24 protein-coding genes, 1 pseudogene and 1 riboswitch are annotated in these 25844 nt (G+C 70.1%); of the genes and pseudogenes, 11 read left to right on the top strand and 14 right to left on the bottom strand.

Annotated elements, in window-relative coordinates:
- Nucleotides 1-11: 11 nt before the first annotated feature.
- Complete coding sequence (locus ACFY6S_RS23985) at nucleotides 12-1028, top strand: tetratricopeptide repeat protein (protein WP_388817874.1); 1017 nt, start codon at nucleotides 12-14, stop codon at nucleotides 1026-1028.
- A 163-nt stretch (nucleotides 1029-1191) separates the two neighbouring features.
- Nucleotides 1192-1851 carry a peptide deformylase gene (gene def / locus ACFY6S_RS23990; RefSeq protein ID WP_388815209.1) on the top strand — a complete coding sequence of 220 codons (660 nt, stop codon included), beginning with the start codon at nucleotides 1192-1194 and terminating at the stop codon, nucleotides 1849-1851.
- Here def and ACFY6S_RS23995 read toward each other — a convergent pair.
- From ACFY6S_RS23995 to ACFY6S_RS24005, 3 genes are read right to left on the bottom strand one after another with little or no spacing between them, the layout of a single operon-like run.
- A complete protein-coding gene (locus tag ACFY6S_RS23995; protein WP_388815207.1) occupies nucleotides 1827-3974 on the bottom strand; it encodes a transglycosylase domain-containing protein in 2148 nt (715 codons plus the stop codon). The genes def and ACFY6S_RS23995 overlap by 25 nt on opposite strands.
- Before the next feature lie 57 nt (nucleotides 3975-4031).
- Nucleotides 4032-5588 (bottom strand): sensor histidine kinase, encoded by a 1557-nt coding sequence (locus tag ACFY6S_RS24000; protein ID WP_388815205.1) that lies wholly within the window; start codon nucleotides 5586-5588, stop codon nucleotides 4032-4034.
- Nucleotides 5575-6255 (bottom strand): response regulator transcription factor, encoded by a 681-nt coding sequence (locus tag ACFY6S_RS24005; RefSeq protein WP_388815203.1) that lies wholly within the window; start codon nucleotides 6253-6255, stop codon nucleotides 5575-5577. The genes ACFY6S_RS24000 and ACFY6S_RS24005 overlap by 14 nt, the downstream gene beginning before the upstream one ends.
- A gap of 128 nt (nucleotides 6256-6383) precedes the next feature.
- On the opposite strand from ACFY6S_RS24005, the gene ACFY6S_RS24010 reads away from it, so the two are divergent.
- A complete protein-coding gene (locus ACFY6S_RS24010) occupies nucleotides 6384-7862 on the top strand; it encodes a hypothetical protein (protein WP_388815201.1) in 1479 nt (492 codons plus the stop codon).
- A 39-nt stretch (nucleotides 7863-7901) separates the two neighbouring features.
- Here the strand turns inward: ACFY6S_RS24010 and ACFY6S_RS24015 are convergent, their stop codons facing one another.
- Complete coding sequence (locus ACFY6S_RS24015; protein ID WP_388815199.1) at nucleotides 7902-8867, bottom strand: helix-turn-helix domain-containing protein; 966 nt, start codon at nucleotides 8865-8867, stop codon at nucleotides 7902-7904.
- Nucleotides 8868-8948: 81 nt separating this feature from the next.
- Between ACFY6S_RS24015 and ACFY6S_RS24020 the strand changes: the two genes are divergently transcribed.
- A complete protein-coding gene (locus ACFY6S_RS24020; RefSeq protein ID WP_388818088.1) occupies nucleotides 8949-9161 on the top strand; it encodes a hypothetical protein in 213 nt (70 codons plus the stop codon).
- A gap of 22 nt (nucleotides 9162-9183) precedes the next feature.
- Here the strand turns inward: ACFY6S_RS24020 and ACFY6S_RS24025 are convergent.
- A pseudogene (locus ACFY6S_RS24025) lies at nucleotides 9184-9459 on the bottom strand (DUF2809 domain-containing protein); the annotation flags it as partial.
- A 186-nt stretch (nucleotides 9460-9645) separates the two neighbouring features.
- On the bottom strand, nucleotides 9646-9822 hold the full coding sequence (locus ACFY6S_RS24030) for a CsbD family protein (protein ID WP_388815197.1): 177 nt from the start codon (nucleotides 9820-9822) through the stop codon (nucleotides 9646-9648).
- A gap of 187 nt (nucleotides 9823-10009) precedes the next feature.
- Between ACFY6S_RS24030 and ACFY6S_RS24035 the strand changes: the two genes are divergently transcribed.
- Both ACFY6S_RS24035 and ACFY6S_RS24040 read left to right on the top strand, forming a co-directional pair.
- Nucleotides 10010-10180 carry a hydrophobic protein gene (locus tag ACFY6S_RS24035; protein ID WP_388815195.1) on the top strand — a complete coding sequence of 57 codons (171 nt, stop codon included), beginning with the start codon at nucleotides 10010-10012 and terminating at the stop codon, nucleotides 10178-10180.
- Nucleotides 10181-10492: 312 nt separating this feature from the next.
- Nucleotides 10493-10846, top strand: a complete 354-nt coding sequence (locus ACFY6S_RS24040; protein WP_388815193.1) for a PRC-barrel domain-containing protein — start codon at nucleotides 10493-10495, stop codon at nucleotides 10844-10846.
- 236 nt (nucleotides 10847-11082) lie between these two features.
- On the opposite strand, the gene ACFY6S_RS24045 is transcribed toward ACFY6S_RS24040, so the two are convergent.
- Nucleotides 11083-11655 (bottom strand): helix-turn-helix domain-containing protein, encoded by a 573-nt coding sequence (locus tag ACFY6S_RS24045; protein ID WP_388815191.1) that lies wholly within the window; start codon nucleotides 11653-11655, stop codon nucleotides 11083-11085.
- 292 nt (nucleotides 11656-11947) lie between these two features.
- Here ACFY6S_RS24045 and ACFY6S_RS24050 point away from each other — a divergent pair, with 292 nt between their 5' ends.
- Entirely contained in the window at nucleotides 11948-13015 is a 1068-nt protein-coding gene (locus tag ACFY6S_RS24050; protein ID WP_388815189.1) for an alkene reductase, read from the top strand.
- Between the two features lie 121 nt (nucleotides 13016-13136).
- On the opposite strand, the gene ACFY6S_RS24055 is transcribed toward ACFY6S_RS24050, so the two are convergent.
- Nucleotides 13137-13397 carry a DUF397 domain-containing protein gene (locus ACFY6S_RS24055; protein ID WP_388815187.1) on the bottom strand — a complete coding sequence of 87 codons (261 nt, stop codon included), beginning with the start codon at nucleotides 13395-13397 and terminating at the stop codon, nucleotides 13137-13139.
- Nucleotides 13394-14233, bottom strand: coding sequence for a Scr1 family TA system antitoxin-like transcriptional regulator (locus ACFY6S_RS24060; protein ID WP_388815185.1), 840 nt, complete (start codon nucleotides 14231-14233; stop codon nucleotides 13394-13396). The genes ACFY6S_RS24055 and ACFY6S_RS24060 overlap by 4 nt, the downstream gene beginning before the upstream one ends.
- A gap of 176 nt (nucleotides 14234-14409) precedes the next feature.
- On the opposite strand from ACFY6S_RS24060, the gene ACFY6S_RS24065 reads away from it, so the two are divergent.
- Nucleotides 14410-14907: an ATP-binding protein gene (locus ACFY6S_RS24065; protein WP_388815183.1), complete on the top strand. Its 498-nt coding sequence runs from the start codon at nucleotides 14410-14412 to the stop codon at nucleotides 14905-14907.
- Nucleotides 14908-14979: 72 nt separating this feature from the next.
- On the opposite strand, the gene ACFY6S_RS24070 is transcribed toward ACFY6S_RS24065, so the two are convergent.
- From ACFY6S_RS24070 to ACFY6S_RS24090, 5 genes are all read right to left on the bottom strand, one after another.
- On the bottom strand, nucleotides 14980-16035 hold the full coding sequence (locus ACFY6S_RS24070; RefSeq protein WP_388815181.1) for a ribonucleotide-diphosphate reductase subunit beta: 1056 nt from the start codon (nucleotides 16033-16035) through the stop codon (nucleotides 14980-14982).
- A complete protein-coding gene (locus ACFY6S_RS24075) occupies nucleotides 16035-18446 on the bottom strand; it encodes a ribonucleoside-diphosphate reductase subunit alpha (protein WP_388815179.1) in 2412 nt (803 codons plus the stop codon). Before ACFY6S_RS24075 ends, ACFY6S_RS24070 begins: the two co-directional genes overlap by 1 nt.
- Before the next feature lie 156 nt (nucleotides 18447-18602).
- Nucleotides 18603-18747, bottom strand: a riboswitch (cobalamin riboswitch).
- A gap of 140 nt (nucleotides 18748-18887) precedes the next feature.
- Complete coding sequence (locus ACFY6S_RS24080) at nucleotides 18888-19106, bottom strand: YbdD/YjiX family protein (protein WP_388815177.1); 219 nt, start codon at nucleotides 19104-19106, stop codon at nucleotides 18888-18890.
- Nucleotides 19103-21313, bottom strand: coding sequence for a carbon starvation CstA family protein (locus ACFY6S_RS24085; protein ID WP_388815175.1), 2211 nt, complete (start codon nucleotides 21311-21313; stop codon nucleotides 19103-19105). The genes ACFY6S_RS24080 and ACFY6S_RS24085 overlap by 4 nt, the downstream gene beginning before the upstream one ends.
- A gap of 135 nt (nucleotides 21314-21448) precedes the next feature.
- On the bottom strand, nucleotides 21449-22213 hold the full coding sequence (locus tag ACFY6S_RS24090) for a GntR family transcriptional regulator (protein WP_388817872.1): 765 nt from the start codon (nucleotides 22211-22213) through the stop codon (nucleotides 21449-21451).
- A 301-nt stretch (nucleotides 22214-22514) separates the two neighbouring features.
- On the opposite strand from ACFY6S_RS24090, the gene ACFY6S_RS24095 reads away from it, so the two are divergent.
- The 3 genes from ACFY6S_RS24095 (at nucleotide 22515) to ACFY6S_RS24105 (ending at nucleotide 25837) form a co-directional block, all read left to right on the top strand.
- Nucleotides 22515-23813, top strand: coding sequence for an extracellular solute-binding protein (locus ACFY6S_RS24095; RefSeq protein ID WP_388815173.1), 1299 nt, complete (start codon nucleotides 22515-22517; stop codon nucleotides 23811-23813).
- Between the two features lie 162 nt (nucleotides 23814-23975).
- Complete coding sequence (locus ACFY6S_RS24100) at nucleotides 23976-24983, top strand: carbohydrate ABC transporter permease (RefSeq protein WP_388815171.1); 1008 nt, start codon at nucleotides 23976-23978, stop codon at nucleotides 24981-24983.
- Complete coding sequence (locus ACFY6S_RS24105; protein WP_388815169.1) at nucleotides 24980-25837, top strand: carbohydrate ABC transporter permease; 858 nt, start codon at nucleotides 24980-24982, stop codon at nucleotides 25835-25837. Before ACFY6S_RS24100 ends, ACFY6S_RS24105 begins: the two co-directional genes overlap by 4 nt.
- The last annotated feature ends 7 nt before the right edge of the window (nucleotides 25838-25844 follow it).

Here is a 25844-nt window from a genome sequence, read left to right on the forward strand (position 1 = left end):
AGGCGGGAATCGTGAGGATCTTCGGGAAGGTACGGCATCGGCCCTCCGCCTCGTGGCGGCAGGCCACCGACCGCGCGTTCACGCTGATCGGTGACGGCCGGTACGAGGACGCGGGCGCGCTGCTGACGCGCGCGGCGGACCTGGAACCCTGGCTCTCCGAGTCCTGGTTCAATCTGGCGCTCCTGCATAAGTTCCGGCACGACTGGGAGCAGGCCCGCGCCGCCGGACTGCGGGCCGTCGCGCTGCTCGACAAGGAGACCGGCGCCCCCGACTGGTGGAACGTCGGGATCGCCGCCACCGCGCTCCAGGACTGGCCGCTGGCCCGCCGCGCCTGGCAGGCGTACGGGCTGCGCGTGCCGGGCAATCCGCAGCCCATACGCCCGGCCGGAGCCGCCAACGGAGAGCCGGAGGGCATGGAGCTGGGCAGCGCCGCCGTCCGGCTCTCGCCCGAGGGCGAGGCCGAGGTCGTCTGGGGCCGCAGGCTCGACCCGGCCAGGATCGAGGTCCTGTCCATTCCGCTGCCGTCCTCCGGGCGGCGCTGGGGCGAGGTCGTCCTGCACGACGGCGTCCCCAACGGCGAGCGGACCACATCGGCGGGCCAGGACGGCGCCACGCGCGCCTACCCCGTCTTCGACGAGATCGAGCTGTGGGCCCCCTCGCCCGTACCCACCTGGGTGGTGCTGCTGGAGGCGGCGACCGAGGCCGACCGGGACGCCCTGGAGCGGCTGGCGGCCGACGCCGGGTTCGCCGCCGAGGACTGGTCCTCGTCCGTACGGCTGCTGTGCCGCGCCTGCTCCGAGAGCCGGATGCCGAGCGCCGAGGGCGACAACGAGCACCTCGACCCGCACGACCACAGCGAGCCGGGCCATCCAGGACCGCTCGGCCACCGCACGGCGGGGGAGCTGTGGGCGCCGGAGCGCGAGTGCGGCATCGCCGCGCCGCCGGGACTGGTACGGGGACTGCTGGACGGCTGGGTCGCCGACAGCCCGGACACCCGGGAGTGGCGCGACCTGGAAGAGGTCTGCTGACGGCCCGCGCCGGCGCGGCCGGGGGCACCGGGCGGCCGGGGGAGCGGGCGGCGGGAAGTCGCCGAACGGCTCCCGGGGCCGGACGCTGCGCATAGGCTGTACGGGCACATCGCACGGATCGTGCAGGCAGCACATCGGGTACCGAGGAAGGCGTACTGCGGACATGGCGCAGCAGGAGACGGAACAGCGGATCGACGGCGCGGCCCCGGTGGCGGAACCGGAGGGCGACGGGTTCGTCGTGGACACGGAGGACGCCGAGGCGCGCGAGCTGGCGTACCGCGAGCGCGGCACCTCCCGCCCGATCACCGTCGTCGGCAACCCGGTGCTCCACAAGGAGTGCCAGGACGTCACGGAGTTCGATGACGAACTGGCCGCGCTGATCGACGACATGTTCGCCAGCCAGCGCACGGCCGAGGGCGTGGGCCTGGCCGCCAACCAGATCGGTGTGGACCGCAAGGTCTTCGTCTACGACTGCCCGGACGACGACGGGGTGCGCCACGTCGGGGTCGTCTGCAACCCGGTGCTGGAGGAGCTGCCGCCGGCGGAGCGGGTGCTGGACGACTCGAACGAGGGCTGCCTGTCGGTGCCGACGGCGTACGCGTCGCTGGCGCGCCCCGACTACGCGGTGGTGCGTGGCCAGGACCCCCGGGGCAACCCGATCAAGGTGCGCGGCACGGGCTACTTCGCCCGCTGCCTCCAGCACGAGACGGACCACCTGTACGGGTACCTCTACATCGACCGGCTCTCGAAGCGCGACCGCAAGGACGCGCTCCGGCAGATGGCGGAGAACACCCCGCGCTACGAGACCGTCCCGAACGACTGAGAGCCGGTGGCCTGATCGCCCCCGGCCGCGCTCTGCGCGTTCGGCATCCCGGTGTTCCGGTTCCCGGCGGTCCGCGATCCGAGTGATCCGTCCGCCGGGAGGCTCTCCTCCCGCGCCGGGCCGGTCGCCGGGAAGGTGTCCGCGGGCGGTGGTACGGGTGCCACCGGGGCCGTGGTGAACGAGTCCGGCGCCACCGTGAGCTGGTAGTCGCTCCAGATCCGCGGCGGGAAGACCGTGCCACGCTCCGAGTCGGCGCCGCCCACCCCCGTCATGTCGAGCAGCCGCGCGCTCTCCGGTTCCGTACGGAACATCGTGACCGACGTGGACAGCTCCCTCGTCGCGCCGATGAACCAGGCCGAGTTCATCCCGTCGTCCGCCCCGGTCCTGCCCGCCCAGACCGGGGCGCCGAACCACTGGTCCCGGGTGGGGCCCAGCGCGGTCGAGCCCACCCGCTGGAGCGCCGCGCCGACCTCCAGGGCCACCGCCGGGTCCATCGCGCGCCGGGCCCGCGGCGGCTCGAAGCCGCCGAGCACGGCGCCGTCGCGCTCCACCCGCGTCACCGAGTACGGCTCCCGCGCGGTGCCGTCGCCCGCGAAGGCCGTGTACGCACTGGCCAGCCGGACCGCGCTGGGGGTGGAGGTGCCGACCGGGAACGCCGGGTCCAGCCGCGCCATGCTGTCCGGGCGCAGCCCCGTCGCGACCGCCAGATCCCTGACCTTGTCGAGGCCGACGTTCTCGCCCGCCGCCACGAAGGCGTCGTTCCGGGAGCCCACCAGCGAGTCGTCGAGCCCCGGCGTCGACGGCACTCCGGAGAGGTCCGCGGGGACGAAGCCGAGCCCGCCGTACTCCAGGGCGGCGGCGTACACGAACGGCTTGAACGCCGAGCCGGCCGGCACGTTGGAGGTGTCGGCGTTGTTGCTGAAGTGCGTGACGGCGTCCTCGCCGCCGTAGACCGCGACGACCGCGCCGTCCTGCGACCGTACCGAAGCGGCCCCGACCTGCACGTCGCGGTCGCTCTCGCGGGTGCCGGGGGCCAGGTTCCGGCGCCGTATCCGGTCGACCGAGTCGGCCAGCGCGAACACCTTGTCCTTCTCGAACGTGGTGAAGACGCGCAGCCCTCCGTCGGCGAGGTCCTGGTCGGTGAGGTCGGAGCGGTTCTTGAGGTACTTGTTGGCGATGTCGACGAGGTAACCGATCTGCCCGGCCTGGCTGTTGGGCTTCACCGGCTGCTTCGGCTCGGGGAACACCGTGTAGCGGGCCCGCTCGGCGGCGCTCATCACGCCTGTCTCGACCTGGCGGTCCAGGATGTAGTTCCAGCGCCGTTCGGCCCGTTCGTGGTGGGAGGGGCTGAGCGACGGGTCGAGGGTGTCGGCGCCTTTCAGGATGGCGGTGAGCAGGGCGGCCTGACCGGGATTCAGATCCTTCGCCGAAACGCCGTAGTACGCCTGGGAGGCGGCCTGGATGCCGTACGCGTCCCGCCCGAACCAGCTGGTGTTGAGATAGCCCTCCAGGATCTCCGCCTTCGAGCGCTGCGTGCTGATCTTCAGGGCGAGGAAGAACTCCTTGGTCTTCCTGCTCAGCGTCTGGTCCTGGCTGAGGTAGGCGTTCTTCACGTACTGCTGGGTGATGGTCGAACCGCCCTGGACCGGCTGGCCCTTGACCATGTTGAGCCCGGCGCGGGCGATGCCCCGGTACGAGACGCCCGAGTCCGTGTAGAAGCCGGCGTTCTCGGCGGCGATCACGGCGCGCTGCACGGAGAGGGGGATCTGCGCGAGCGGCACCTCCTGCCGGTTCACCTCGCCGACGCTGACCATGCGCGTTCCGTCGGCCCAGTAGTAGACGGTGGCCTGGCGGCGGGCCACGTCGTGCTCGGCGGGTATCTCGGTGTTCGCGTAGACGAGGGCGAACAGGCCGGCGAGCGCGCCGCAGCAGAGCAGGGCCGATCCCGCCAGGAGCCGCCAGGAGGGCACCCAGCGCCGCCAGCCCCGCCGGCCCGCCCGGGGGAAGTCGACGCGCCGTCCGCCGCCGCCGGGAAGGCCCGTGCCGGTGGCCGCGCCGGGGTGGGGCCGGGCGGCGGCGGACAGTGCGGTACGGCGCGCGTGGGGTGGGCGGGGCGGCTTCATCGGCGCGGACCTCTCTCCTCGGTCATGAGAGCGGTACGTAGGTGAGGGAGTACGCGTTCAATGATCCGGTACGCGGCCGGAGTTGTCACCCTCGGAACGGTCGGTCCCGGTCGGGACGCTCGTGCGCGACCGCGGTGAAGCGCGCTGTTCCCCGGCCGGGTCGGGGGCTCGGGGAAGGCGGAGTTCGAAGCATGCTCCGAGGGTGCGGGGGGTGAGGGTGAGGGTGCCTCGGTGGCGGTGGGCCAGGTCGCGGGCGATGGCGAGGCCGAGGCCGGTGCCGCCGTGGTCGCGGGAGCGGGCGTCGTCGAGCCGTACGAAGCGTTCGAAGACGCGCTCGGCGTCCTCGGCGGGCACGCCCGGCCCGTCGTCGTGCACGGTGAGGACGACCCGGGCGTCCTCGTTCCGGACGGTGATCCGGACGCGGTGTGCGGCGTGGCGGGCGGCGTTGTCGATGAGGTTGCGCAGCAGCCGTTCGTAGTCGTCGGGGTTTCCGTGTGCGTGTGCGGGGGTGGTGCTGTCGCAGACGAGGGTCAACGGCCGTTCGGTGAGCGGGTATTGCTCGGTCATCCGGGAGGCGAGGGCCGTCAGGTCGACGGTGTCGGTGCGGACCGCCGGGGCCCGGGTGTCGAGGCGGGCGAGGAGCAGCAGGTCTTCGGCGAGTGCGTGGAGGCGCCGGGTCTGCCGTGCGGCGGTGGTGGCCGCGGCGGGCCAGTCGGTGCGTTCCGGGTAGGCGAGCGCGACTTCCAGGCTGGCCAGCAGGGTGGTGAGGGGGCTGCGCAGTTCGTGGGCGGCGTCCGCGACGAAGCGGCGCTGCTGGGCGGCGGCGTTGTCGAGGCGCTGGAGGGTGGTGTTGATGGTGGTGGCCAGCGCGCTGATCTCGTGTCCCGTGGCGGGGACGGTGACGCGCTCGCGCGGGTCGCTCGCGGTGACCGAGGCGGTGAGGACGCGGATGGCTTCGACCGGTCGCAGCGCGACGCGGACGGCGAAGTAGGCGGCGGCGGCGATCAGTACGAGGCCGATGAGCCCGGCCCGCAGCAGCAGTCGGTCGGTGGTCCTGGTGATCGCCTCGGCCGTGTACGGGAGCACCACCACATAGACCCGCAGCGTGGCGTCGGGGGCGACGCCCAGAGCGGCGGCCTCCTCGCGGCCGAGTCTGTCGGGATCGATGTCGGCGGTGATGACCTGATGGGTCCCGCCGGCCATGTCGAGTGGGTCATGGGGGTCGTAGCCGGGGTTCACGGGCAGGCGGACGGTCGTTGTTTCCGCGCTCTCTTCGGCCGTCGGCGGGGCGGGCATCACGTGGTGGGTGTCGGGATAGGCGCGGCTCAGGGCCCCGCCGGAGGCGACAGCGGTGCGTCGGCCGGTCGCGACGACCTCGTACGGTACGACGCTTGTGGGGTCGGGAACGACACCCTGCTCCAACTGCGCGCACAGAGACCAGAGTTGGTCCTTGGCCTGGTCCTCGGCGATCTGCGTGCTCCGGCGGTACACGTCGTGGTGCAGCCACCAGCCGATGCCGGCCAGAATGACGGCGGCGGCCGAGGCGGCGGCCAGGGCCGTGCGGGCCCGTACCGAACGCGGCCACCAGCGGCGTCGCGGCTCAGTCGCGTTCACGGTCGTCCACCAGCCGGTAGCCGGTGCCCCGTACGGTCTGTAGGGACCGTCGGTGGAAAGCGGCGTCGATCTTCTTGCGGAGGGCGCTGACGCGCGCCTCCACCAGATTGGGATCGTGCGCCTCGTCGGGCCACGCGTGGTAGAGCAGATCCGCTTTGGAGACCGCCTGGCCCGCCCGGCGGGCCAGCAGCTCCAGCACGGCGAACTCCCGGGGGGTGAGTTCCACCCGGGCCCCGGCCCGGCGGCAGACCCGGCCGGCGACGTCCAACGAGAGGTCGCCCACGGCGAGGACGGGCGGGGCGACCGTGGCGGCCCGCCTGGCCAGGGCCCGCAGCCGTGCGACGAGCACCATGTAGGAGAAGGGCTTGGCCAGGTAGTCATCGGCCCCCGTGTCCAGTGCCTCTGCCTGGTCCCACTCCCCGTCCTTGGCGGTGAGGACCAGGATGGGCGTCGCGTTGCCCTCCCGGCGCAGCTGGGCGCAGACCTTGTAGCCGTTGAGTCCGGGCAGCATCAAGTCCAGTACGACCAGGGCGTATTCGCCGGTCCTGGCCATCCACAGCCCCTGCCGGCCGTCATGGGCGAGGTCGACGCTGTAGCCCTCGGCGGTCAGACCGGTGTGCAGGGTGTGGGCCAGGTCCACCTCGTCCTCGATCACCAGGATGCGCATGCGGTGCAGCCTCGCACAGCGCCGGCCCGCCTTCCTGATCGTCCGGTCAGGTTGGGTCAGCGACCGGTCAACGAGGTCCGGGCACGCTGGCGGAACGTCTTCGCCGCCGCTGAAAGGCCCTGTCGCCGATGTCCGTTGCCGAACGTGGCCCCGCCGTGGCCAGGACGGTTCCCCCTCCCGTACCCGCCCCTCGAAGAACACCGGTCCCGTCCCGGGCCGTGGTCGTCGTCGCGCCCCTGTCGCTGGCCATCGCTCTGGGGCTCTGGGGCATCCGCAGGAAGGACACCATGTGGGGGGACGAGTCCGTCACCTATCAGCTCGCGCACCGCGACCTCGCACAGATATGGCGCACCGCCCAGCACGTCGATCTGGTCCATGTCCTCCACTACGCCGTGATGCACGAGGTCTTCGGTCTCTTCGGCGCAGGGCTGCTGACGTTGCGCCTGCCGTCCGTGCTGGCGACGGCCGTGGCGGCGAGCGGAGTCGGGCTGCTGGGGCTGCGCCTGGCGGGCCCCCGCGCCGGGCTGCTGGCCGGGCTGGTGTTTCCGCTCCTTCCCCAGGTGCAGAAGTACGCGCAGGAGGGCCGCTCGTACGCCATGGTCTGCGCCCTGGTCACCTGGGCCACCTACGCGCTCGTGGTCGGCGTCCCGCATCGCGCCCGGTGGCGGTGGGCGGTCTACGGCGCCACCATGCTGGCGGCCTGTCTGCTCCATGAGTTCGCGGTTCTCGCCCTGGTCGCACACGGGGTCACGCTGGTCGTCTCCCGTGTTCCACGAGCGGTGCTGAAGGCGTGGAGTGTGACCGCCGCCGGCGTCGTGGCCGGGCTGCTGCCCCTGGTGATCCGTAGCGCGGGGCAGTCGGAGCAGGTGTCCTGGATCAGCGGACCCGTACGGCTTCCCGGTCTGCTGGCCGTGGCGGTCGTGGGCGTGGCGTGTGCCTTCGCGCCCCTGGAGGCGAGGGGACCCGTGCGGCTCCCCGTGCTGGCCGTGCCGATCGTGGTGCTTCCGGGCCTTCTGCTGCTGATCGCCTCACTGGTCAAGCCCCTCTTCGTCGACCGGTATGTGCTCTACAGCAATATCGGGATCGCCCTGCTGCTGGGCGCCTGGATGGATCACTTCCACCGGCGGCAGCGGTCGTCCCGCAACACATGGATCGCGGCGGTCGCCGTACTGGCCGCGCTCGTCCCGCCGAGCCTGTCGCTGCGGACGCCCCAGAGCCGGAGCGATGACGTCACCGCCATCGGCGCCGCCGTACGCGAGGAAGGCCGTCCCGGCGACGGGCTGCTCTATCTCTCCGGCCGGCACCGGATCCTGACCGCGGCCAACCCCGAGGACACCCGTTTCCTGACGGATCTCGCCCTGGCGCAGGACCCCGTTTCGTCGAACACCCTGGCGGGTGTCGAGCTTCCCGCCCGGGATATCGCGGCCCGCATGCTGGAGTTCGACCGGATCGTCGCGGTCCGCGCGGCGAGCGCGCACTCGCCGGCCGACCCGCGGGAGGAAGCGAAGACAAGCACCCTGCGGCGCCACTTCCGCGAGTACGGAACAACCCGCGTCGACGGGGCGCGCGTCACCGTCTACGTCCGGGACCGCGCCCCGGCCCCGTAGCCGGTGCGGCCCGGCGCCGGGCCGCACCGCCGGTGCGCCTCACGCCACCTGCGAGGGCCCCCGGAAGGTACGGCGGTAGGCGTGCGGTGTCGTCCCGAGCGCCCGCAGGAAGTGGTGGCGCAGCCCCGCCGCCGTACCGAACCCGGACCGGCTGGCCACGCTGTCCACCGTCTCGTCGGTGGCCTCCAGCAACTCCTGCGCCAGCAGCACCCGTTGACGGAGCATCCAGCGGTACGGAGTGGTCCCCGTCTCCTGCTGGAAGCGGCGGGCGAAGGTGCGCGGCGACATATGGGCGCGCGCCGCCAGCTCCTCGACGGTCACCTCGCTGTCCAGATGCCGTTCCATCCAGGTGAGCACCTCGCCCACCGTGTCGCAGCGGCTCCTGGGCAGCGGGTGCTTGACGTACTGCGCCTGGCCGCCGTCGCGGTGCGGCGGGATCACCATCCGGCGCGCGATGGCGTTGGCGACCTCGGTGCCGTACTCCTTGCGTACGAGATGGAGGCAGGCGTCGATCCCCGCCGCCGTGCCGGCCGAGGTGATCACCGGCCCCTCGTCCACGTACAGCATGTCCGGCTCGATGACCGCCAGCGGAAAGGCGCGTGCCAGCTCCGCGGCGTGCCGCCAGTGCCCGGCGCACCGCCGCCCGTCCAGCAGTCCGGCGGCGCCGAGCGCGAACACCCCCGAGCAGACGCTGAGCACGCGCGCGCCCCGGTCGACGGCGCGGCAGAGCGCTGCCAGCAGCTCGGGCGGGAAATCACGGTTCATGTACGTGTCGCCCGACGGCACCGCGATCAGGTCGGCCTCTTCCAGCCGGTCGAGTCCGTGTGTCGCGCCGATCGTGAAGCCGGCGTGGGTGCGGAGCACCGGCCCCTCGGCCGAGGCGACGGCGAAGTCGATCAGGGGCACGCCCTCTTCGGTGCGGTCATGTCCGAACACCTCGCAGACCACGCCCAGTTCGAAGGGATGCACTCCGTCGAGCAGTACGGCGACCACATTCCTCAGCATGCCGTCAGTGTGGCAGTAATTCGTGGGTTGATGACAGTCCTGCCACTGCTTTCCGTGGCGCGGGAGCGGGACAGTAGGGACATGGACACTTTCCAGACAGTTCTCGCCCTTATCTCCCTCTTTGCCCTGCTGGCCGCCGCGCCGCTGTACTGGCACTTCAAGGACCTGGCGATCGACCGGCAGTTGCGCCGGGCGGAGCGGCCCGCGCAGCCGGAGCGAGCCGTCGCAGCGACGTATGGATGGCCCAGCAGGAACCCGCGCCTGCGGCGTACCACAACAGGTCAGGCGCATTGAACGTCGACCCGAGGACGAGCCGGGCCACCACACTGCGCCCGGCCCACTCGGCAGGCACCCCCGTCAGCTGCGACAGCTCGACGGCCCAGCTGAACGCGAGCGCCCCCGTGGCTGCGGCGAATGGCCGCAGGCGGGGGCGCGCCAGTGTGATGAGCGTGTAGACCAGCGCCGTATAGAGCGCGGTCCCGCCGTACTTGGCCACCTCCCCGCTCCCCACGGCCCGCAGCCCGAGCCCGGCTGCGACGGTCAGCGGAACGGCGATGGCCGCGACGAGGCGCGTACGCCCGGAATCCCCCATCGCGGCAGCCTACGGTCCGGGCGGTACGGAGCTGATCCCGGGCGCCGGTACGCACTGATCCCGGGCGCCGGTACGCACTGATCCCGGCGGCCTGGGGAAGTGGCCGCCGGGATCAGTGCGGGACGCGTACGTACGGGGACGTGTACGCGCGGAGGCGCGTGTGCGCGGGGGACGCGCGCCGGGGGGTTACTTGGGCTTGAAGGCGTCCTTGGCCTTCTCCTTGGCCTGCCGCAGGTCACCCTTCGCCTCCTCGGCGCGCCCCTCGGCCTCCATGGACTCGTTGCCCACAGCGCCTCCGACCGTCTTCTTGACCTTGCCCTTGGTCTGCTCGCCCTTGGCCTCGGCCTTCTCGTCGGCAGTCATATCCATCACACCCTGTCGTGCTCGAAAACAGTGTCGTCCCCCGTCTCACCGCTCATCCCGCGCTCAAACCCCGCACAGTTGCCGCAGGGAAATTATGGCGGCCTCGGGGCGCGGTAAAAAATAAATAAGATCCAGCAGGAGTGGAGCCTCGGCGGCGGGGCACACGATGGGTCGGAGGTTGATAAATATGTTTCCCATCATTCTTGTTCTCCTGCTCGCTCTGATCCTCTTCGGTGCCGGTTTCGCGCTTAAGGCCCTGTGGTGGCTCGCCGTCATCGTGCTGGTGGTGTGGCTGCTCGGCTTCGTCATCCGCCCGGCGGCGACCGGCGGCAAGCGAGGCCGTTGGTACCGCTGGTAGTGGGGCCGCACATACGTTCTGACCTGCGGGTGGGCCGTGACGATTTCCTTCGTCGCGGCCCACCCGTACGTGGTCGTCCACTCGGGCGGCGGGCGAGCGGGTCCGGGGCGCGCGAGGTGCCGGAAGCGACGGGACCGCGCGCGGCAGCCTGCGGTTATTAGCCATTTCCCCGGGCCCTCCAAGCGAATGTGTGTGGCGGCCCGTATGCGGGGCAGGCGGTGTTCTGAGAACGCGTCGCCGGATTTCCGGGGACGCCGATCCGGCTCCACAGTCCTCTTCGTGGGGTGGGAAATTCGATGAAGGAGTCGTTTTATGAGTGACAACATCTGGGGCTATCAGCCGACCGCCGGCCACACCACGGGCACCGACCTGATCGGCTACAAGGTCGAGGCCACCGATGGCAGTATCGGCAAGGTCGACAAGCACTCGGACGACGTCGCCTCCTCGTACCTCGTGGTCGACACCGGTGTCTGGATCTTCGGCAAGCACGTGCTCCTGCCGGCCGGCACCGTACGCACCGTCGACCAGGGCGAGCGCAAGATCTTCGTCGACCTCACCAAGGACCAGATCAAGGGCTCCCCGGAGTTCGACAAGGACAAGCACGTGGGCGACGCCGGGTACCACGAGCAGGTCGGCGGCTACTACGGCCGCCACCGCCGCCCCTGACGTCATGCGTCACGCCAAAGGGGTGGGGGCCGACCGGAGACTCTCCGGCCGGCCCCCACCCCTTTGGCATGGCCGTCCCGCCGTCCGCGCGGCGGCGGAGCACAGCGTGCGGGATGTTGTCGGGGACGACCGGCGGCCGGCTGGCCCTTGCCGGTTCGGCAAGAGGAGCGGGCCTGGTGGACGAGCTGCCGGGAGGTGCCGGGAGGCGCCGGGCCGCCGGGGGCGGTGGGGCGGCGTCAGGGGGCGGGGCGGGCCCGTAGGTGGGCGCGTTCGCCCTGCTTGCCGAAGATGACCAGCAGCTCCACCGGCTGATCGTTGTCGGGGCCCAGCCGGTGCGGGACGTGGGTGTCGAATTCCGCGACTTCCCCCGGCGCCATGACCAGGACGCGGTCGCCGAGGTGAAGGCGGAACCTGCCGTTGAGGACGTAGATCCATTCATAGCCCTCGTGCGTCCGCAGCTCGGGCTCGCCGGCCGTGGGGCTGATGACGAGTTTGTGCGCGTGCATGCTGCCCGGCCTACGGGTCAGCGGTACGTACGTCATGCCGTCGCGCGTGACGGGGCGCAGATGCAGGCGGGGATCGCCCGTCTCCGGAGCGCCGACCAGCTCGTCGAGCGGGACGTTGTAGGCACGGGCCAGGGGGAGCAGGAGCTCCAGGTTGGGTTTGCGGCCTCCGCTCTCCAGACGGGAGAGCGTGCTTTCCGAGATCCCGGTGAGTTCGGCCAGCGCGGCCAGCGTGATGGCGTGCCGGCGGCGCAGGCCCCGCAGCCGGGGTCCGACGCCGGCCAGCACGTTCTCGAATTCGTCCATGCACCACAGCTTGCTGAACCGGCATGAAGGATTGCAACTTCTCGGGACCTGGGCGCACTCTCCTGGCGTCGTGAGCCACACACCTCGTGGGTCACCGAGACAATCCCGCCCCTCATCGCCCAGGAGAGCTGCCGATGCCTACCCCCGCTCGCACCGCCGGGAGGGCCCCGGACGCTCGGACAGCAACCGTGACCGACACCGTCGTCGCCGTCCGCCGCAGCTGAAAGCCCACCGCACCCGGCCCGGCCCTTGTCACGACGCGGGCAGCCCCATTCTTTCCAGGAGATACCCCATGGCAGACCTCTTCGAGCCGGTGACCGTCGGCAAGTGGACACTGAACAACCGCATCGTCATGGCCCCCATGACCCGCAACCGCGCCACCCCCGACGGCGTACCGACCGACCTCATGGCCACCTACTACGGCCAGCGAGCCACCGCGGGGCTGATCATCACCGAAGGCGTGCAGCCCAGCACCGTGGGCCAGGGGTACATGAACTCACCCGGCCTGCACACCCCCGCCCAGGCCGCCGCCTGGCGCACTGTCGCCGACGCCGTCCACCAGCACGGCGGGCGCATCGTCGCGCAGATCATGCACGCAGGACGCATCTCGCACCCCGACAACAAGCACCACGCCGAAACCGTCGCCCCCAGCGCCATCGCCGCACCCGGCGAGATGTTCACGGCCGCCGGCGGCCGGCCCCACCCCATCCCCCGCGCACTGGGCACCGACGAAATCCCCACCGTCATCGGCGAGTACGTCCACGCCGCACGGGCCGCCGTCGACGCCGGACTCGACGGCATCGAGCTGCACGCCGCCAACGGCTACCTGCTCCACCAGTTCCTCGCCCCCAACACCAACCAGCGCACCGACTCCTACGGCGGCACCCCCGAGGCACGCGCCCGCTTCGTCATCGAGGTCGCCCAGGCCGTCTCCGACGCCATCGGCAGCGAACGCGTCGGCATCCGCGTCTCACCCGCCATCAACCTCCACGGCGCCATCGAGGACAACGCGGACGACACCGCCGCCACCTACCGCACGCTCGTGGACGCCCTCTCCGCCATGGGCCTGGCCTACCTGCACACCATCGGAGACCCCACCACGCCCCTCATCGAAGACCTCTCCCACCGCTTCGCCGGCCCTCGCATCGTCAGCAACGGCTGGGACCCGGTCACCGACGCCGCCATCGCCCAAGCCCTCCTCGACAACGGCCAGGCCGACCTCGTCGCTGTCGGCCGCGCCTTCATCGCGAACCCCGACCTCGTGGAGCGCTGGCAGACCAAGGCACCCCTGAACCAGCCCGACGCGAACACGTTCTACGGCGGCGACCACCGCGGTTACACCGACTACCCGTCCATGTGACGAGGGCCCGGGGGGCCAACGAAGTCACCCTCGCCTCCCTGGACGGATCGCTCGTACTCGACTCGACCGCCCTTCCCCGCCTGGCACCCCCGGCGCCACCGTTCGGCCGAACCCCCAGGCGTTACGGCCGTCCGGCGAAGGCGACGAAGTCTGTCCAGGCGGGGGCGGGGACCTGGAGGGCGGGGCCCTGTGCCCGCTTGGAGTCGCGAATGTGGATGGTGGTGGGGGCGACCGCCACTTCCAGGCAGTCGCCGCCGCCCGAGCCGCTGTAACTGCTCTTGAACCACCCCACTTCTACGCAGTTGCCGCCGTCCGATCCGGTGTAGCTGCTCTTGAACCAGGACAGTTGGGCGGTGGCGGTCTCCACCTGCTCCGTACTCATGCTTCTCCTGCCATGCGCTGGATAAGACGTGCGGACTCACTGCTGTTCAGAGCCTGCGTGCGCAGCTTGCCATAGCGCAGTCCGAAGGTGCTGACCCGTGCCGGATTGGTGATCACCAGCCCGGACCCTTGGGACTCGATGTAGGCGACGTGCCGGTGCTCCGCAGTCTCCATGACGACCATAGGACCGTTCAGCCCCAGGTGGAAGCCGTGAGCTGTCGGCATGACTTGGATCTCGACGTTGGGCAGCGCCCCCTGGGTCAGCAGGTGTTGAAGCTGCCTCTTCATCGCACCGGCATCACCTACCATCGCCGCCAGCGCTGATTCCATGATGATGAAGCACAGTTCCACCGCAGGTGTGCGGGTCAGCAGCTTCTGTCGGCTGAGCCTGGCTTCCACGTGCTGCTCGATGATCTCCTCGGTGAGCACCGGGCAGTGCCGCGAGAACAGCGCCCGTGCGTACTCTTCCGTCTGGAGGAGTCCAGGGACGAGGAGCGGCTCGAAGTCGTACCTGCTCACCGCGTCCGTCTCGATCACCGCGAAGTTGTAGAAGAACGCCGGGAGCTTCGCCAGATCCACATCGTCCTGCAACACCGCCAACGTGCCACCCGCGTTCAGCTTCACCTCCGCCGCGTCCGTGAACGCCGACTTCGCCGGCCTCCGGCCCTGCTCGACGGAGGCGACCAGTTCCGCCGAGTAGCCCGTCGCTTCGGCCAGTTGCTCCTGGGTCAGCCCGGCTCGTTCCCGGTGCAGCTTGACCAGCTTGCCGTAGCCGACCCAGATCCCCGGCCTGTCGTCGTTCTGTGCCCGTTGCTTCTTCGCGCGGCTGGTTCCCATATGCCTCACACTCCAGCGTGTGTGCTGATATACGAATACCTTCCATCGGGCAACGCCCGACCCGCCGGGACTGTCACGGATCGTGACCCGTACAAAAACCGCCCCGACCCGTACACGGCCGTCAGGTACGGCCGTCCTCCCTGGTCAGGGTAGCCGCGTGACGAGACGGTCACCCTATGGAATCGGAAACTCCTCCCGCCGCCGTCTCCACGGGCCCCGCCGTCCCCACCGCGCTCGCCTCCCCGCCGCCCCTCTCGCCCCTGCTCCCGCCCTCCCGGATCAGGCTCAGTTCCAGCCATCGCGGCGCCCGTCTCGCCCGGTTGCTCGCCGCGCAGCAGCTCGACAAGTGGGGCATCTCCCACTCCACCGCCGCATCGGCCGTGGTCACCGCCGTCGTCGCCGAGCTGGCCGCCAACGCCGTCACCCATGGGCGCACCCCCGGCCGGGACTTCGAGGTGCGGATGACCCTCGCGGCGGAGCTGGTACGGGTCGAGGTCATCGACACCCGGCCCGACCGGCTGCCGCGCGCGCCCGGCATCTCGCCCCCGCCACCCGTCGACTCCACCGGCGGGCGCGGGCTGCTGCTGGTCGCCGCCTACGCCGACCGGTGGGGGTGGGCGGTGCGTGACGCGTACACCAAGCTGGTCTGGGCGGAGATCGGGTACCACGCGTGAGGCCGGGGTACGGGGAGCGTTCCCCCCGTACCCCGGCCCCTACAGCTCTACCGCCCTACAGCCTCGCGGCTGCTAGAAGTCGTCGTCGAAGCCGACCGTGCCCTCGACCGCCACCTGGTACGCCGACGGGCGGCGCTCGAAGAAGTTCGTCAGCTCCTGCACGCCCTGAAGCTCCATGAACGAGAACGGGTTCGAGGACCCGTACACCGGTGGGAAGCCCAGCCGCTGGAGCCGCTGGTCCGCCACGCACTCCAGGTACTCGCGCATGGACTCCGTGTTCATGCCCGGCAGGCCCTCGCCGCACAGGTCGCGGCCGAACTGGAGTTCCGCCTCGACGGCCTCCTTCAGCATGTCCGTGACCTGCTGCTGGAGTGCGTCGTCGAAGAGGTCCGGCTCCTCCTTGCGTACGGTGTCCACGACCTCGAAGGCGAAGTTCATGTGCATCGTCTCGTCACGGAACACCCAGTTGGTCCCCGTGGCGAGGCCGTGCAGCAGGCCGCGCGAGCGGAACCAGTAGACGTACGCGAAGGCGCCGTAGAAGAACAGCCCCTCGATGCACGCCGCGAAGCAGATCAGGTTGAGCAGGAAGCGGCGCCGGTCCGCCTTCGACTCCAGGCGCTCGATCTTCTCGACCGAGTCCATCCACTTGAAGCAGAACTGCGCCTTCTCGCGGATCGACGGGATCTCCTCCACCGCGTCGAAGGCCGCCGCGCGGTCGTCCGGGTCGGGGAGGTAGGTGTCCAGCAGCGTCAGATAGAACTGGACGTGCACGGCCTCCTCGAAGAGCTGACGCGACAGGTACAGCCGCGCCTCCGGGGAGTTGATGTGCTTGTAGAGCGTCAGCACCAGGTTGTTCGACACGATCGAGTCCCCCGTCGCGAAGAACGCGACCAGCCGGCCGATCATGTGCTGCTCACCGGGGGAGAGCTTGGCGAGGTCGGCGACGTCCGAGTGGAGGTCGACCTCCTCCACCGTCCAGGTGTTCTTGATGGCGTCGCGGTAGCGCTCGTAGAAGTCCGGGTAGCGCATGGGCCGCAGGGTCAGTTCGAAGCCCGGGTCCAGCAGGTTCTTCTCAGCCTTCTCGGCCTTCTCGGCCTTCGCGGTCTGTGTCGTCTCGGTGGTCGTCATTACTGGCATGCCTCGCAGGACTCGGGGTTTTCCAGGGAGCAGGCGATGGCGTCGTCGACCGAAGCCGCCTGCGCGGGTACGGGGGTGGGCTCCGGCCGTGACGTCGGTGACGTCTGCGACGCCTGCTGCGATCCCGCCGCGCGCGCGATCCTCGTCGCCGGGCGCGAGCGCAGGTAGTACGTCGTCTTGAGCCCCTTCTTCCAGGCGTACGCGTACATCGAGCTGAGCTTCCCGATGGTCGGCGTCTCCAGGAACAGGTTCAGCGACTGGCTCTGGTCCAGGAACGGTGTCCGCGCGGCGGCCATGTCGATCAGGCCGCGCTGCGGGATCTCCCAGGCCGTACGGAACAGCTCCCGCACCTCCGCCGGGACCCAGCCGAACCCGGCCACCGAGCCGCTGGACTCGCGCAGCGCCTCGCGGGTCTGCGCGTCCCAGACGCCGAGCCGCTTCAACTCGTCCACCAGGTACGAGTTGACCTGGAGGAACTCGCCCGACAGCGTCTCGCGCTTGAAGAGGTTGGAGACCTGCGGCTCGATGCACTCGTACACGCCGGCGATCGAGGCGATGGTCGCCGTCGGGGCGATGGCCAGCAGCAGCGAGTTGCGCATGCCGGTGGTGGCGATCCGCGCGCGCAGCGCGTCCCAGCGCTCCGGCCAGGTCAGCTCCACGTCGTAGTGGTCGGGGTGCAGGACCCCGCGCGCGGCGCGCGTCCTGGACCAGGCGGGCAGCGGGCCGCTGCGCTCGGCGAGGTCGCAGGACGCCTCGTAGGCGGCGAGCATGATCCGCTCGGCGATGCGCGTCGAGAGGGCGGCGGCCTCGGGGGAGTCGAAGGGCAGCCGCTTCTTGAAGAAGACGTCCTGGAGGCCCATCGCGCCCAGGCCCACCGGGCGCCACTTCGCGTTGGAGCGGCCCGCCTGCTCGGTCGGGTAGAAGTTGATGTCCACGACGCGGTCGAGGAAGGTGACGGCCGTGCGGACGGTCTCGTCCAGCCGCTCCCAGTCGATCTCGCCCGACTCCAGCACGAAGGCGCCGAGGTTGATCGACCCCAGGTTGCAGACGGCCGTCTCGCCGTCGTCCGTGACTTCGAGGATCTCCGTGCACAGGTTGGAGCTGTGCACGGTGTGGCCGGGCTCGGCGGTCTGGTTGGCCGTACGGTTCGACGCGTCCTTGAAGGTCATCCAGCCGTTGCCGGTCTGGGCGAGGGTGCGCATCATCCGGCCGTACAGCTCGCGCGCCGGAAGGGACCTGCGGGCCAGGCCGTCCGCCTCGGCCTTGCGGTACGCGGCGTCGAACTCGTCGCCCCACAGGTCCACCAGCTCCGGCACGTCGGCCGGCGAGAACAGCGACCAGTCGCCGTCGGACTCGACCCGGCGCATGAACTCGTCCGGGATCCAGTGGGCGAGGTTCAGGTTGTGCGTGCGCCGGGCCTCCTCGCCCGTGTTGTCGCGCAGCTCCAGGAACTCCTCCAGGTCCGCGTGCCAGGTCTCCAGGTAGACGCAGGCCGCGCCCTTGCGCCGGCCGCCCTGGTTGACGGCCGCGACCGAGGAGTCGAGCGTGCGCAGGAACGGGACGATGCCGTTGGAGTGGCCGTTCGTCCCCCGGATCAGCGAACCGCGCGAGCGGATACGGGAGTACGAGAGCCCGATGCCCCCCGCGTGCTTCGAGAGGCGCGCCACCTGGTGGTAGCGGTCGTAGATGGAGTCCAGCTCGTCCAGCGGGGAGTCCAGCAGATAGCAGGAGGACATCTGCGGGTGGCGGGTGCCGGAGTTGAAGAGGGTGGGGGAGGAGGGGAGGTATTCGAGCCGGCTCATCAGCGTGTAGAGCCGCCCGACCTCGTCCGCCGCCCGGTCGCTCTCGTCCTCCGCGAGCCCGGCGGCGACGCGCGCCATGAAGTGCTGGGGGGTCTCGATGACCTGGCGGGTGATCGGGTGCCGGAGCAGATAGCGGCTGTAGAGCGTCCGCAGCCCGAAGTAGCCGAAGCGGTCGTCGGCGGCGGGGTCGATCATCGCGTCGAGCCGGGCCGCGTGGAGCGCGACGAAGGCGGCCGTGCGGTCCGCGATCAGGCCCTCGCGGCTGCCGACGGCGACGGACGCGGAGAACGACAGGGCGCCCTGGCCGGCCGCCTCGTCCGCGATCGTACGGGTGAGCAGCCTGGCCGCGAGCCGGGAGTACGCCGGGTCCTCGGAGATCAGCCCGGCCGCCGCCTCGGTGGCCAGCTCCCGCAACTCGGCCTCGTCCGAGCGGGCGTTGCGGCCCCGCAGCGCGGCGGCGGCGACCCGGCCCGGGTCGGTGTCGGGCAGATCGGCGGTCAGGTCCGTCAGGGTCCGCAGCAACGCGGTGCCGGGTCCGTCGGCCGTCGGCTCGGCGGTTTCCGTAACGGCTGAGACCGGATCGGCTGGCGCGATGGTCACGGTGATGCTCTCCCTCGCTCGGCTCTGGGCCGGCGGAGGGGAACGGGGAGCGGCCGCGCGCAGGGGTCCGCGGCCCGGGTTCCGGGCGCTACCCACTCCGTGCGGCGTCCACCGGCCCAACCGCGAGGCCCGGACGTCTGAACGTCCGGATCGGGTCGAGCCGGACGTACCGTCGGCAGGTACCCGGACTTACGCGGGCGTGACAAATCACGCCAACGCACACCGTTGCGGGACAGTTCCGGATTCGCACCGGATTCCCCTGCGTCGACAGCGAGGTCGAGCATACATCTGGGGGGCGGCTGCGATATCACCCCCCAGATGTTGTGTCGTGGCTCGCTTCGGTGACCGCCCTCGGCACAAGGGAAGGGCCGCCGTGCCCCCGTGAGGGAGGCCCGGCGGCCCCTGGGCGCCCGGCAGCCACGCGGTGCGGGTCCGGCCCGCTCAGCAGCAGCGGAAGCCCTCGCGCGGGTCGGCCTCGCGGGCGTCCGTGCGGCTGCGTTCGAAGGCCCGGCGGCTCATGACGGGCCCTCCCGGGTCGTGGGCGGCGGCGTGGGCGACGTACCGGTCGTACGTCGACTCGCCGGTCAGCTCACGGACGTACCAGCGGACGCGGCCGGCGAGGTGCCGCGCCCTGGCGGCCACGGTCCCGGTCGCCGTCATGAGACGCCGCTTCCCGCTCCCGCGCCCGCCTTCGCCTCGGCGTCCGCCAGCTCGGCCTTCTCCTCCGGGGTGGGGATCATCCCCGCCGGGGCGACGATCCGGGACCTGACGTACGGCGTCTCCGACAGCTTCACGCTCTCCGGCGCGCGGATCGCCGTGAGGCAGACCCGTGCGGCGTCCGCGATGACCACGAGGATCAGCAGCGCGAAGAGGGCCGACAGGACCCCGTCCACCGTGGAGTTGGTCACGACCGTGTGCATGTCGTCCATGGTCTTGGCGGGCGGCAGCACCTCGCCCCGGTCGATGGCCGACCGGTACACGTCGCGCTGGGTGAAGAAGCCCACCTTGGGGTCGCCGGAGAAGATCTTCTGCCAGCTCGCCGTGAGCGTGACGGCGGCGTCCCAGGCGAGCGGTACGCCGGTCACCCAGGCCCATTTCAGCCGGCCGGACTTGACCAGCAGCGTGGTGCAGACGGCGAGGGCCACCGCCGCCAGCAGCTGGTTGGCGATGCCGAACAGCGGGAACAGCTGGTTGATGCCGCCCAGCGGGTCATGGACGCCGACCCACAGGAAGTAGCCCCAGCCGCCGACCACCACCGCGCTGGCGAACCAGACGCCCGGCTTCCAGCTGACCTGGCGCATCGGCTTGTACACATTGCCGAGCATGTCCTGGAGCATGAAGCGCCCGACACGGGTGCCCGCGTCCACCGTCGTGAGAATGAACAGCGCCTCGAACATGATCGCGAAGTGGTACCAGAACGCCTTCATCGTGGCACCGCCGACGACGGACGAGAAGATCTCCGACATGCCGAGGGCGAAGGTCGGGGCGCCGCCGGTCCGCGACAGCAGACTGGTCTCCTCGACGTCCTTGGCCGCCTGGGCGAGTTGGTCGGGCGAGATGCTGAAGCCGAGCTGGGCGACCGCCTGCGACGCCGACTCGACCGTACCGCCGATGACCCCGGCCGGGGAGTTGACCGCGAAGTACAGGCCCGGGTCGATGACACAGGCCGTGATCATCGCCATGATCGCGACGAACGACTCGGTCAGCATCGCGCCGTAGCCGATCATCCGGATCTGGGTCTCCTTCTGGACCATCTTCGGGGTGGTGCCCGAGGAGATCAGGGAGTGGAACCCGGAGAGCGCGCCGCACGCGATGGTGATGAAGACGAACGGGAACATCGACCCGGCGAAGACCGGCCCGTCCCCGCGGCTCGCGAACTCGGTCACCGCGTCCATCTTCAGCGTCGGCAGCGCGATGACCACGCCGAGCGCGAGCAGCACGATCGTGCCGACCTTCATGAACGTGGACAGATAGTCGCGCGGCGCCAGCAGCATCCACACCGGGAGCACGGAGGCGAGGAAGCCGTACGCGATCATCCAGATGACGAGTGTGCTCGCCTCCAGCGTGAAGGTGTCGGCGAGGGAGGACTCCGCGACCCAGCCGCCCGACACGATGGCGAGCAGCAGCAGCGCCACGCCGATGACCGAGACCTCGGAGACCCGGCCGGGCCGCAGCACCCGCAGGTACACGCCCATGAAGAGGGCGATCGGGATGGTCATGGCGATGGAGAAGACGCCCCACGGCGAGTGGGCCAGCGCGTTGACGATGACCAGCGCCAGCACGGCCAGCAGAATGATCATGATCATGAAGACCGCGACCAGCGCGGCGGCCCCGCCGAACGGGCCGATCTCGTCCCGGGCGATCTGGCCGAGCGACCGGCCGTCGCGGCGGGTGGAGAAGAAGAGCGTCACCATGTCCTGGACGGCGCCGGCGAAGATCACGCCCGCCACGATCCAGATGGTGCCGGGCAGATACCCCATCTGTGCCGCGAGTACGGGACCGACCAGCGGCCCGGCGCCCGCGATGGCGGCGAAGTGGTGGCCGAACAGCACCCGCCGGTCGGTGGGGTGGAAGTCGACGCCGTTGTCGAGCCGTTCGGCCGGGGTGGCCCGGGTCCTGTCGACCCGGAGCACCCGGTTGGCGATGAAGCGCGAGTAGAAGCGGTAGGCGATCGCATACGACCCCAGGGCGGCGGCCAGCATCCAGGCGGCCGACACCTCCTCGCCGCGGGAGAGGGCGAGCACCCCCCAGCCCGCCGCGCCCACCAGGGCCACCAGCACCCAGACAAGGAGGGATCTGGGGGTGGGCTTCGGGCCCGCGCCCGGAGCGGATCCGGGTGCGGTGTCGGTCGGTGCGGGCTCTGGCATGCGAGTGGTCCCCTCACTGGTCACCTGCTGAACACGCAGGAAAACTAAGCCAGAGGATCGGCCGCCGTCACCCCCCGTCCGTACATCGGTACGGAAAGTGTGGATTCGGGGCGGAGTTGGTGACCGTTTCGCCGGTCAGCGCGCCGGGCGCTTCAGCCGGGCCACGAACTTGTAGCGGTCGCCGCGGTAGACCGACCGCACCCACTCCACCGGCTCGCCCGCCCCGTCCAGCGAGTGGCGCGAGAGCATCAGCATGGGCAGGCCGACGTCCGTACCGAGCAGTCCGGCCTCACGGGGGTTGGCCAGGGAGGTCTCGATGGTCTCCTCGGCCTCGGCCAGATGGACGCCGTACACCTCGGCCAACGCCGTGTAGAGCGAGGTGTACTTGACGAGCGAGCGGCGCAGCGCGGGGAACTTCTTCGCCGACAGGTGCGTGGTCTCGATGGCCATCGGCTCGCCGCTGGCCAGCCGCAGCCGCTCGATGCGCAGCACGCGTCCGCCGGTGGTGATGTCGAGCAGTCCGGCGAGCGTGTCGTCGGCGGTGACGTAGCCGATCTCCAGCAGTTGCGAGGTCGGCTCCAGGCCCTGCGCCCGCATGTCCTCGGTGTACGAGGTGAGCTGGAGGGCCTGCGACACCTTGGGCTTCGCCACGAAGGTGCCCTTGCCCTGGATGCGCTCCAGCCGCCCTTCGACCACCAGCTCCTGGAGGGCCTGGCGCACCGTGGTGCGCGAGGTGTCGAACTCGGCGGCCAGGGTGCGTTCGGGGGGTACGGGCGTGCCGGGCGGCAGGGTGCCCGTGATGTCGAGCAAGTGCCGCTTCAGCCGGTAGTACTTGGGTACGCGCGCGGTGCGGGTGGGAGCGCCGCCCTCGGTCTCGCTACCGCCCCCGCCCGTGGCCATGGCCTGCCTTCCCGACTCCTGCGCTGCTGCCGTCACCGGCTCCTCCGTCTGTCGCGGCTCACATGGTGGCACGGTCCGGCCACGGGGTGTCGCCCTCCTTCATGTGTCGGTCCGATAACGGACGCGACTGCCCTTCTTATACACCCTTGACACCCCTAAAGGTCTAGGCCAAGCTCCCGGTACTGGTCTAAACCATTAAAGATCAGGTCCCGGCCCCAGCGGTACTTGTCAGTACTTGGCTTGAGTCTTCGCGGTCTTCGCGGCGGGCAGGGGGGTTGCAGCATCCCTTGAGGAGGATGGCGTGAAGCGCAAGCTCATCGCGGCGGTCGGCGTCGCGGGCATGTTGGTCAGCGTAGCGGCATGTGGATCGGACGACAGCTCGGCGTCGAAGGATCCGAAGGACCGTAAGGAGACGCTGACCGTCTGGCTGATGTCCGACGCCCAGAGCACTTGGCCGGAACTGGTCAAGGATGTCAACGCGCAGTTCAAGGAGAAGTACCCGAACGTCAAGGTCAACGTCAATTACCAGCAGTGGGCCGACAAGGCCAAGAAGCTCGACGCCGCGCTCTCCGGTGACAAGTTCCCCGACGTCGTCGAGCTGGGCAACACCGAGACCATGACGTACATCCTCAACGGCGCTCTCGGTGAGATCGACCCGAAGAAGTACGAGAACTCGGACACCTGGATCGGGGGTCTGAAGGACACCTGCTCCTTCGAGGGCAAGCAGTACTGCGTGCCCTACTACGCCGGCGCGCGCGTGGCGATCTACAACAAGGACATGTTCAAGGCCGGTACGGGCTCCGACGAACTGCCCGCCACCGAGGCCGACCTGACCAAGGCGCTCGACAAGGTCCAGGCGAAGTACGGCAAGGACAAGGCGTTCTCGCCCCTCTACCTGCCGGGCCGTTACTGGTACGCCGCCATGTCGTACGTGGCCGCCTACGGCGGGCGCATAGCCGAGTACGACGAGGGTGCCAAGGAGTGGAAGTCCGCTCTCTCCACCCCGGAGGCCCAGAAGGGCATCCAGCACTTCGTCGACCTGGTGAAGAAGTACAACCACGGCGACAAGACCAAGGACGAGGCGGACCACGCCAACGTCATGGCCAACGAGAAGACCGCGCTTCTCTACGGCAACGGCTGGGAGTCCGGCAGCGTCGTCGACCCGGCCCAGAACGGCAACCCGAAGCTGAAGGACAAGATCGGCACCGCCGGTATGCCCGGCCCCGACGGCAAGGCCCTGCCGTCCTTCATCGGCGGCTCGGACCTCGCCACGATCTCCAAGTCGAAGATCCAGGACCTGGGCGAGGAGTGGATCGCGGCCTTCACCAGCGGCAAGTCGCAGGAGGTGCTCGCCTCCAAGAACATCCTGCCGAACAACACCAAGCAGCTGGAGCCGCTGAAGTCCAACCCGGAGACGGCGCCCATCGCCAACGCCGTTCCCGACGCGTGGTTCACCCCGATCGCCCCGGGCTGGACCGCCATCGAGAAGAAGGAAACCCTTGAGGTGATGCTGCTCGACATCATCAAGGGCAAGTCGGTGGCCGACGCCACGAAGGCGGCCGACGCGGAGATCAACAAGATGATCAACGAGGAGTCCTGATCCGACGGCACCCGTCGCAGCCCCTCGCGCCCGCGCCGCGCGCGTGAGGGTCCGACGCCGTTGATCGTCCGCGGGAGGGGGCGGGGCCCGAGGTCCGTACCGGGCCAGGGCTCCGCCGCCTCCCGTCCTCCGGTACCAGGTCCGAACGGAAGGCCAGCACACGTGAGTGCCGCCGAGATGAAAGCAGCCGACCCGCCGGTAGCCGTCGCGCGGGTCCCCGAAGGGACCGGCGGCCCCGGCTCCCCCCGGCCGTCGCAGTCGCCGCCGCGCGCGCGGCGCAAGGCCGGCGCGCTGCTGCCCTACCTGCTGATAGCCCCCGCGTTCGTCGCGATCGCCGCCGTCTTCGTCTGGCCGCTCGTGAAGACCGTCATCATGTCCTTCCAGGACGTCGGCAGACGGGAGCTGTGGAGCGGGCAGGCCGCTCCCTGGGTGGGCTTCGAACAGTTCACCAACATCCTCGGCGACGGCGAGTTCTGGGCCGTCGTGCTGCGGACCGTCGTCTTCATGGTCGCCTGTGTGACGGTCACCATGGCCGCCGGCCTCGGTATCGCCATGCTGATGCAGCGCATGGACACCTGGGTACGGCTGCTGCTCACCGCCGCCCTCGTCGCCGCGTGGTCGATGCCGCTGCTGGTGGCGACCTCCATCTTCCGGTGGTTCGCCGACTCCGACTACGGCGTCCTCAACATGGTGCTGACCAAGTACCTCGGCGTGGACGCCCAGGGCCACAACTGGTTCCTCGACCCGAAGCAGGGCTTCGTCATCATCGGGGCCGTCGTCGTCTGGGGCGCCATCCCCTTCGTGGCCGTCACCCTCTACGCGGCGCTCACCCAGGTCCCCCGGGAGCTGGAGGAGGCGGCCGCCCTCGACGGCGCCGGCGTCACCGGGATCTTCCGGTACGTGACCTGGCCGGTCATCAAGCCGGTCTTCCAGATGGTGGGCACCCTGTCCGTGCTCTGGGACTTCAACGTCTTCGGCCAGGTCTTCCTGATCCGGGGCAACAAGCCCGAGCCCGAGTACTCCCTCCTCGGCATCTACTCGTTCGAGAAGGCGTTCGAGTCCAACTCGTTCAGCCAGGGCGCGGCCATCTCCCTCATCACCGTCCTGCTGCTCTCCGGCGTCGCCGTGTACTACCTGCGCCAGCTGCTCAAGATCGGAGAGGTCGAATGAGCGCCTCCACCCCGGGGACCCTCCGCCCGGACCGCAAGAAGAACCGGCTCGTCTACAACCTCCTGGGCCTCGGCGTGTTCGTCGTCATGGCCTTCCCGGTCTACTGGCTGCTCATCAGCTCGCTGCGGCCCAACGTCGAGATCCGCAGCTACGACCAGACCCTGTGGCCCTCCTCGTTCACGTTCGAGAACTTCCAGCGGGCCATGAACCAGCCGAACTTCGGCACGGCCATCCAGTCCAGCCTGATCATCTGCGGTGTCGCCGTCATCGGCGGCATGCTGCTGGCCACCATCGCCGCCTTCGCCATCGGCCGGTTCCGCTTCCGCGGCCGCAAGTTCTTCATGATCGTGCTGCTGGTCGTGCAGCTGCTCCCGCCGACCGCGATGCTCATCCCCATCTACATCCAGCTCAACGACCTGGGCGGGCTGAACGAGTACTGGGGCGTCATCGTCATCTACCTGGTGTCGACGCTGCCCTTCGCGACCTGGATGATCCGCGGCTTCGTCATCAACATCCCGCAGGAGCTGGAGGAGTCCGCGATGGTGGACGGCTGCGGCCGGATGGGCGCCTTCTGGCGGGTCACCTTCCCGCTGCTCGCCCCGGGCCTGGCCGCCGCGGCGATCTTCTCGCTGATCACGGCGTGGAACGAGTACCTGCTCGCGTATGTGCTTCTCCAGGACAACGACAAATACACGCTCAACGTGTGGCTGATGAACTTCACCACCTCGCGCGGCGTCGACTACGGAGCCCTGATGGCCGCCTCCACTCTGATCGCCATTCCGGTGGTCGCCTTCTTCCTCCTGGTGCAGAAGTACATGGCAACCGGTCTCACCTCCGGTGCAGTGAAGGGTTAGGACAGCG

The sequence above is a fragment of the Streptomyces sp. NPDC012835 genome, assembly GCF_042900885.1.
GTDB lineage: Bacteria > Actinomycetota > Actinomycetes > Streptomycetales > Streptomycetaceae > Streptomyces.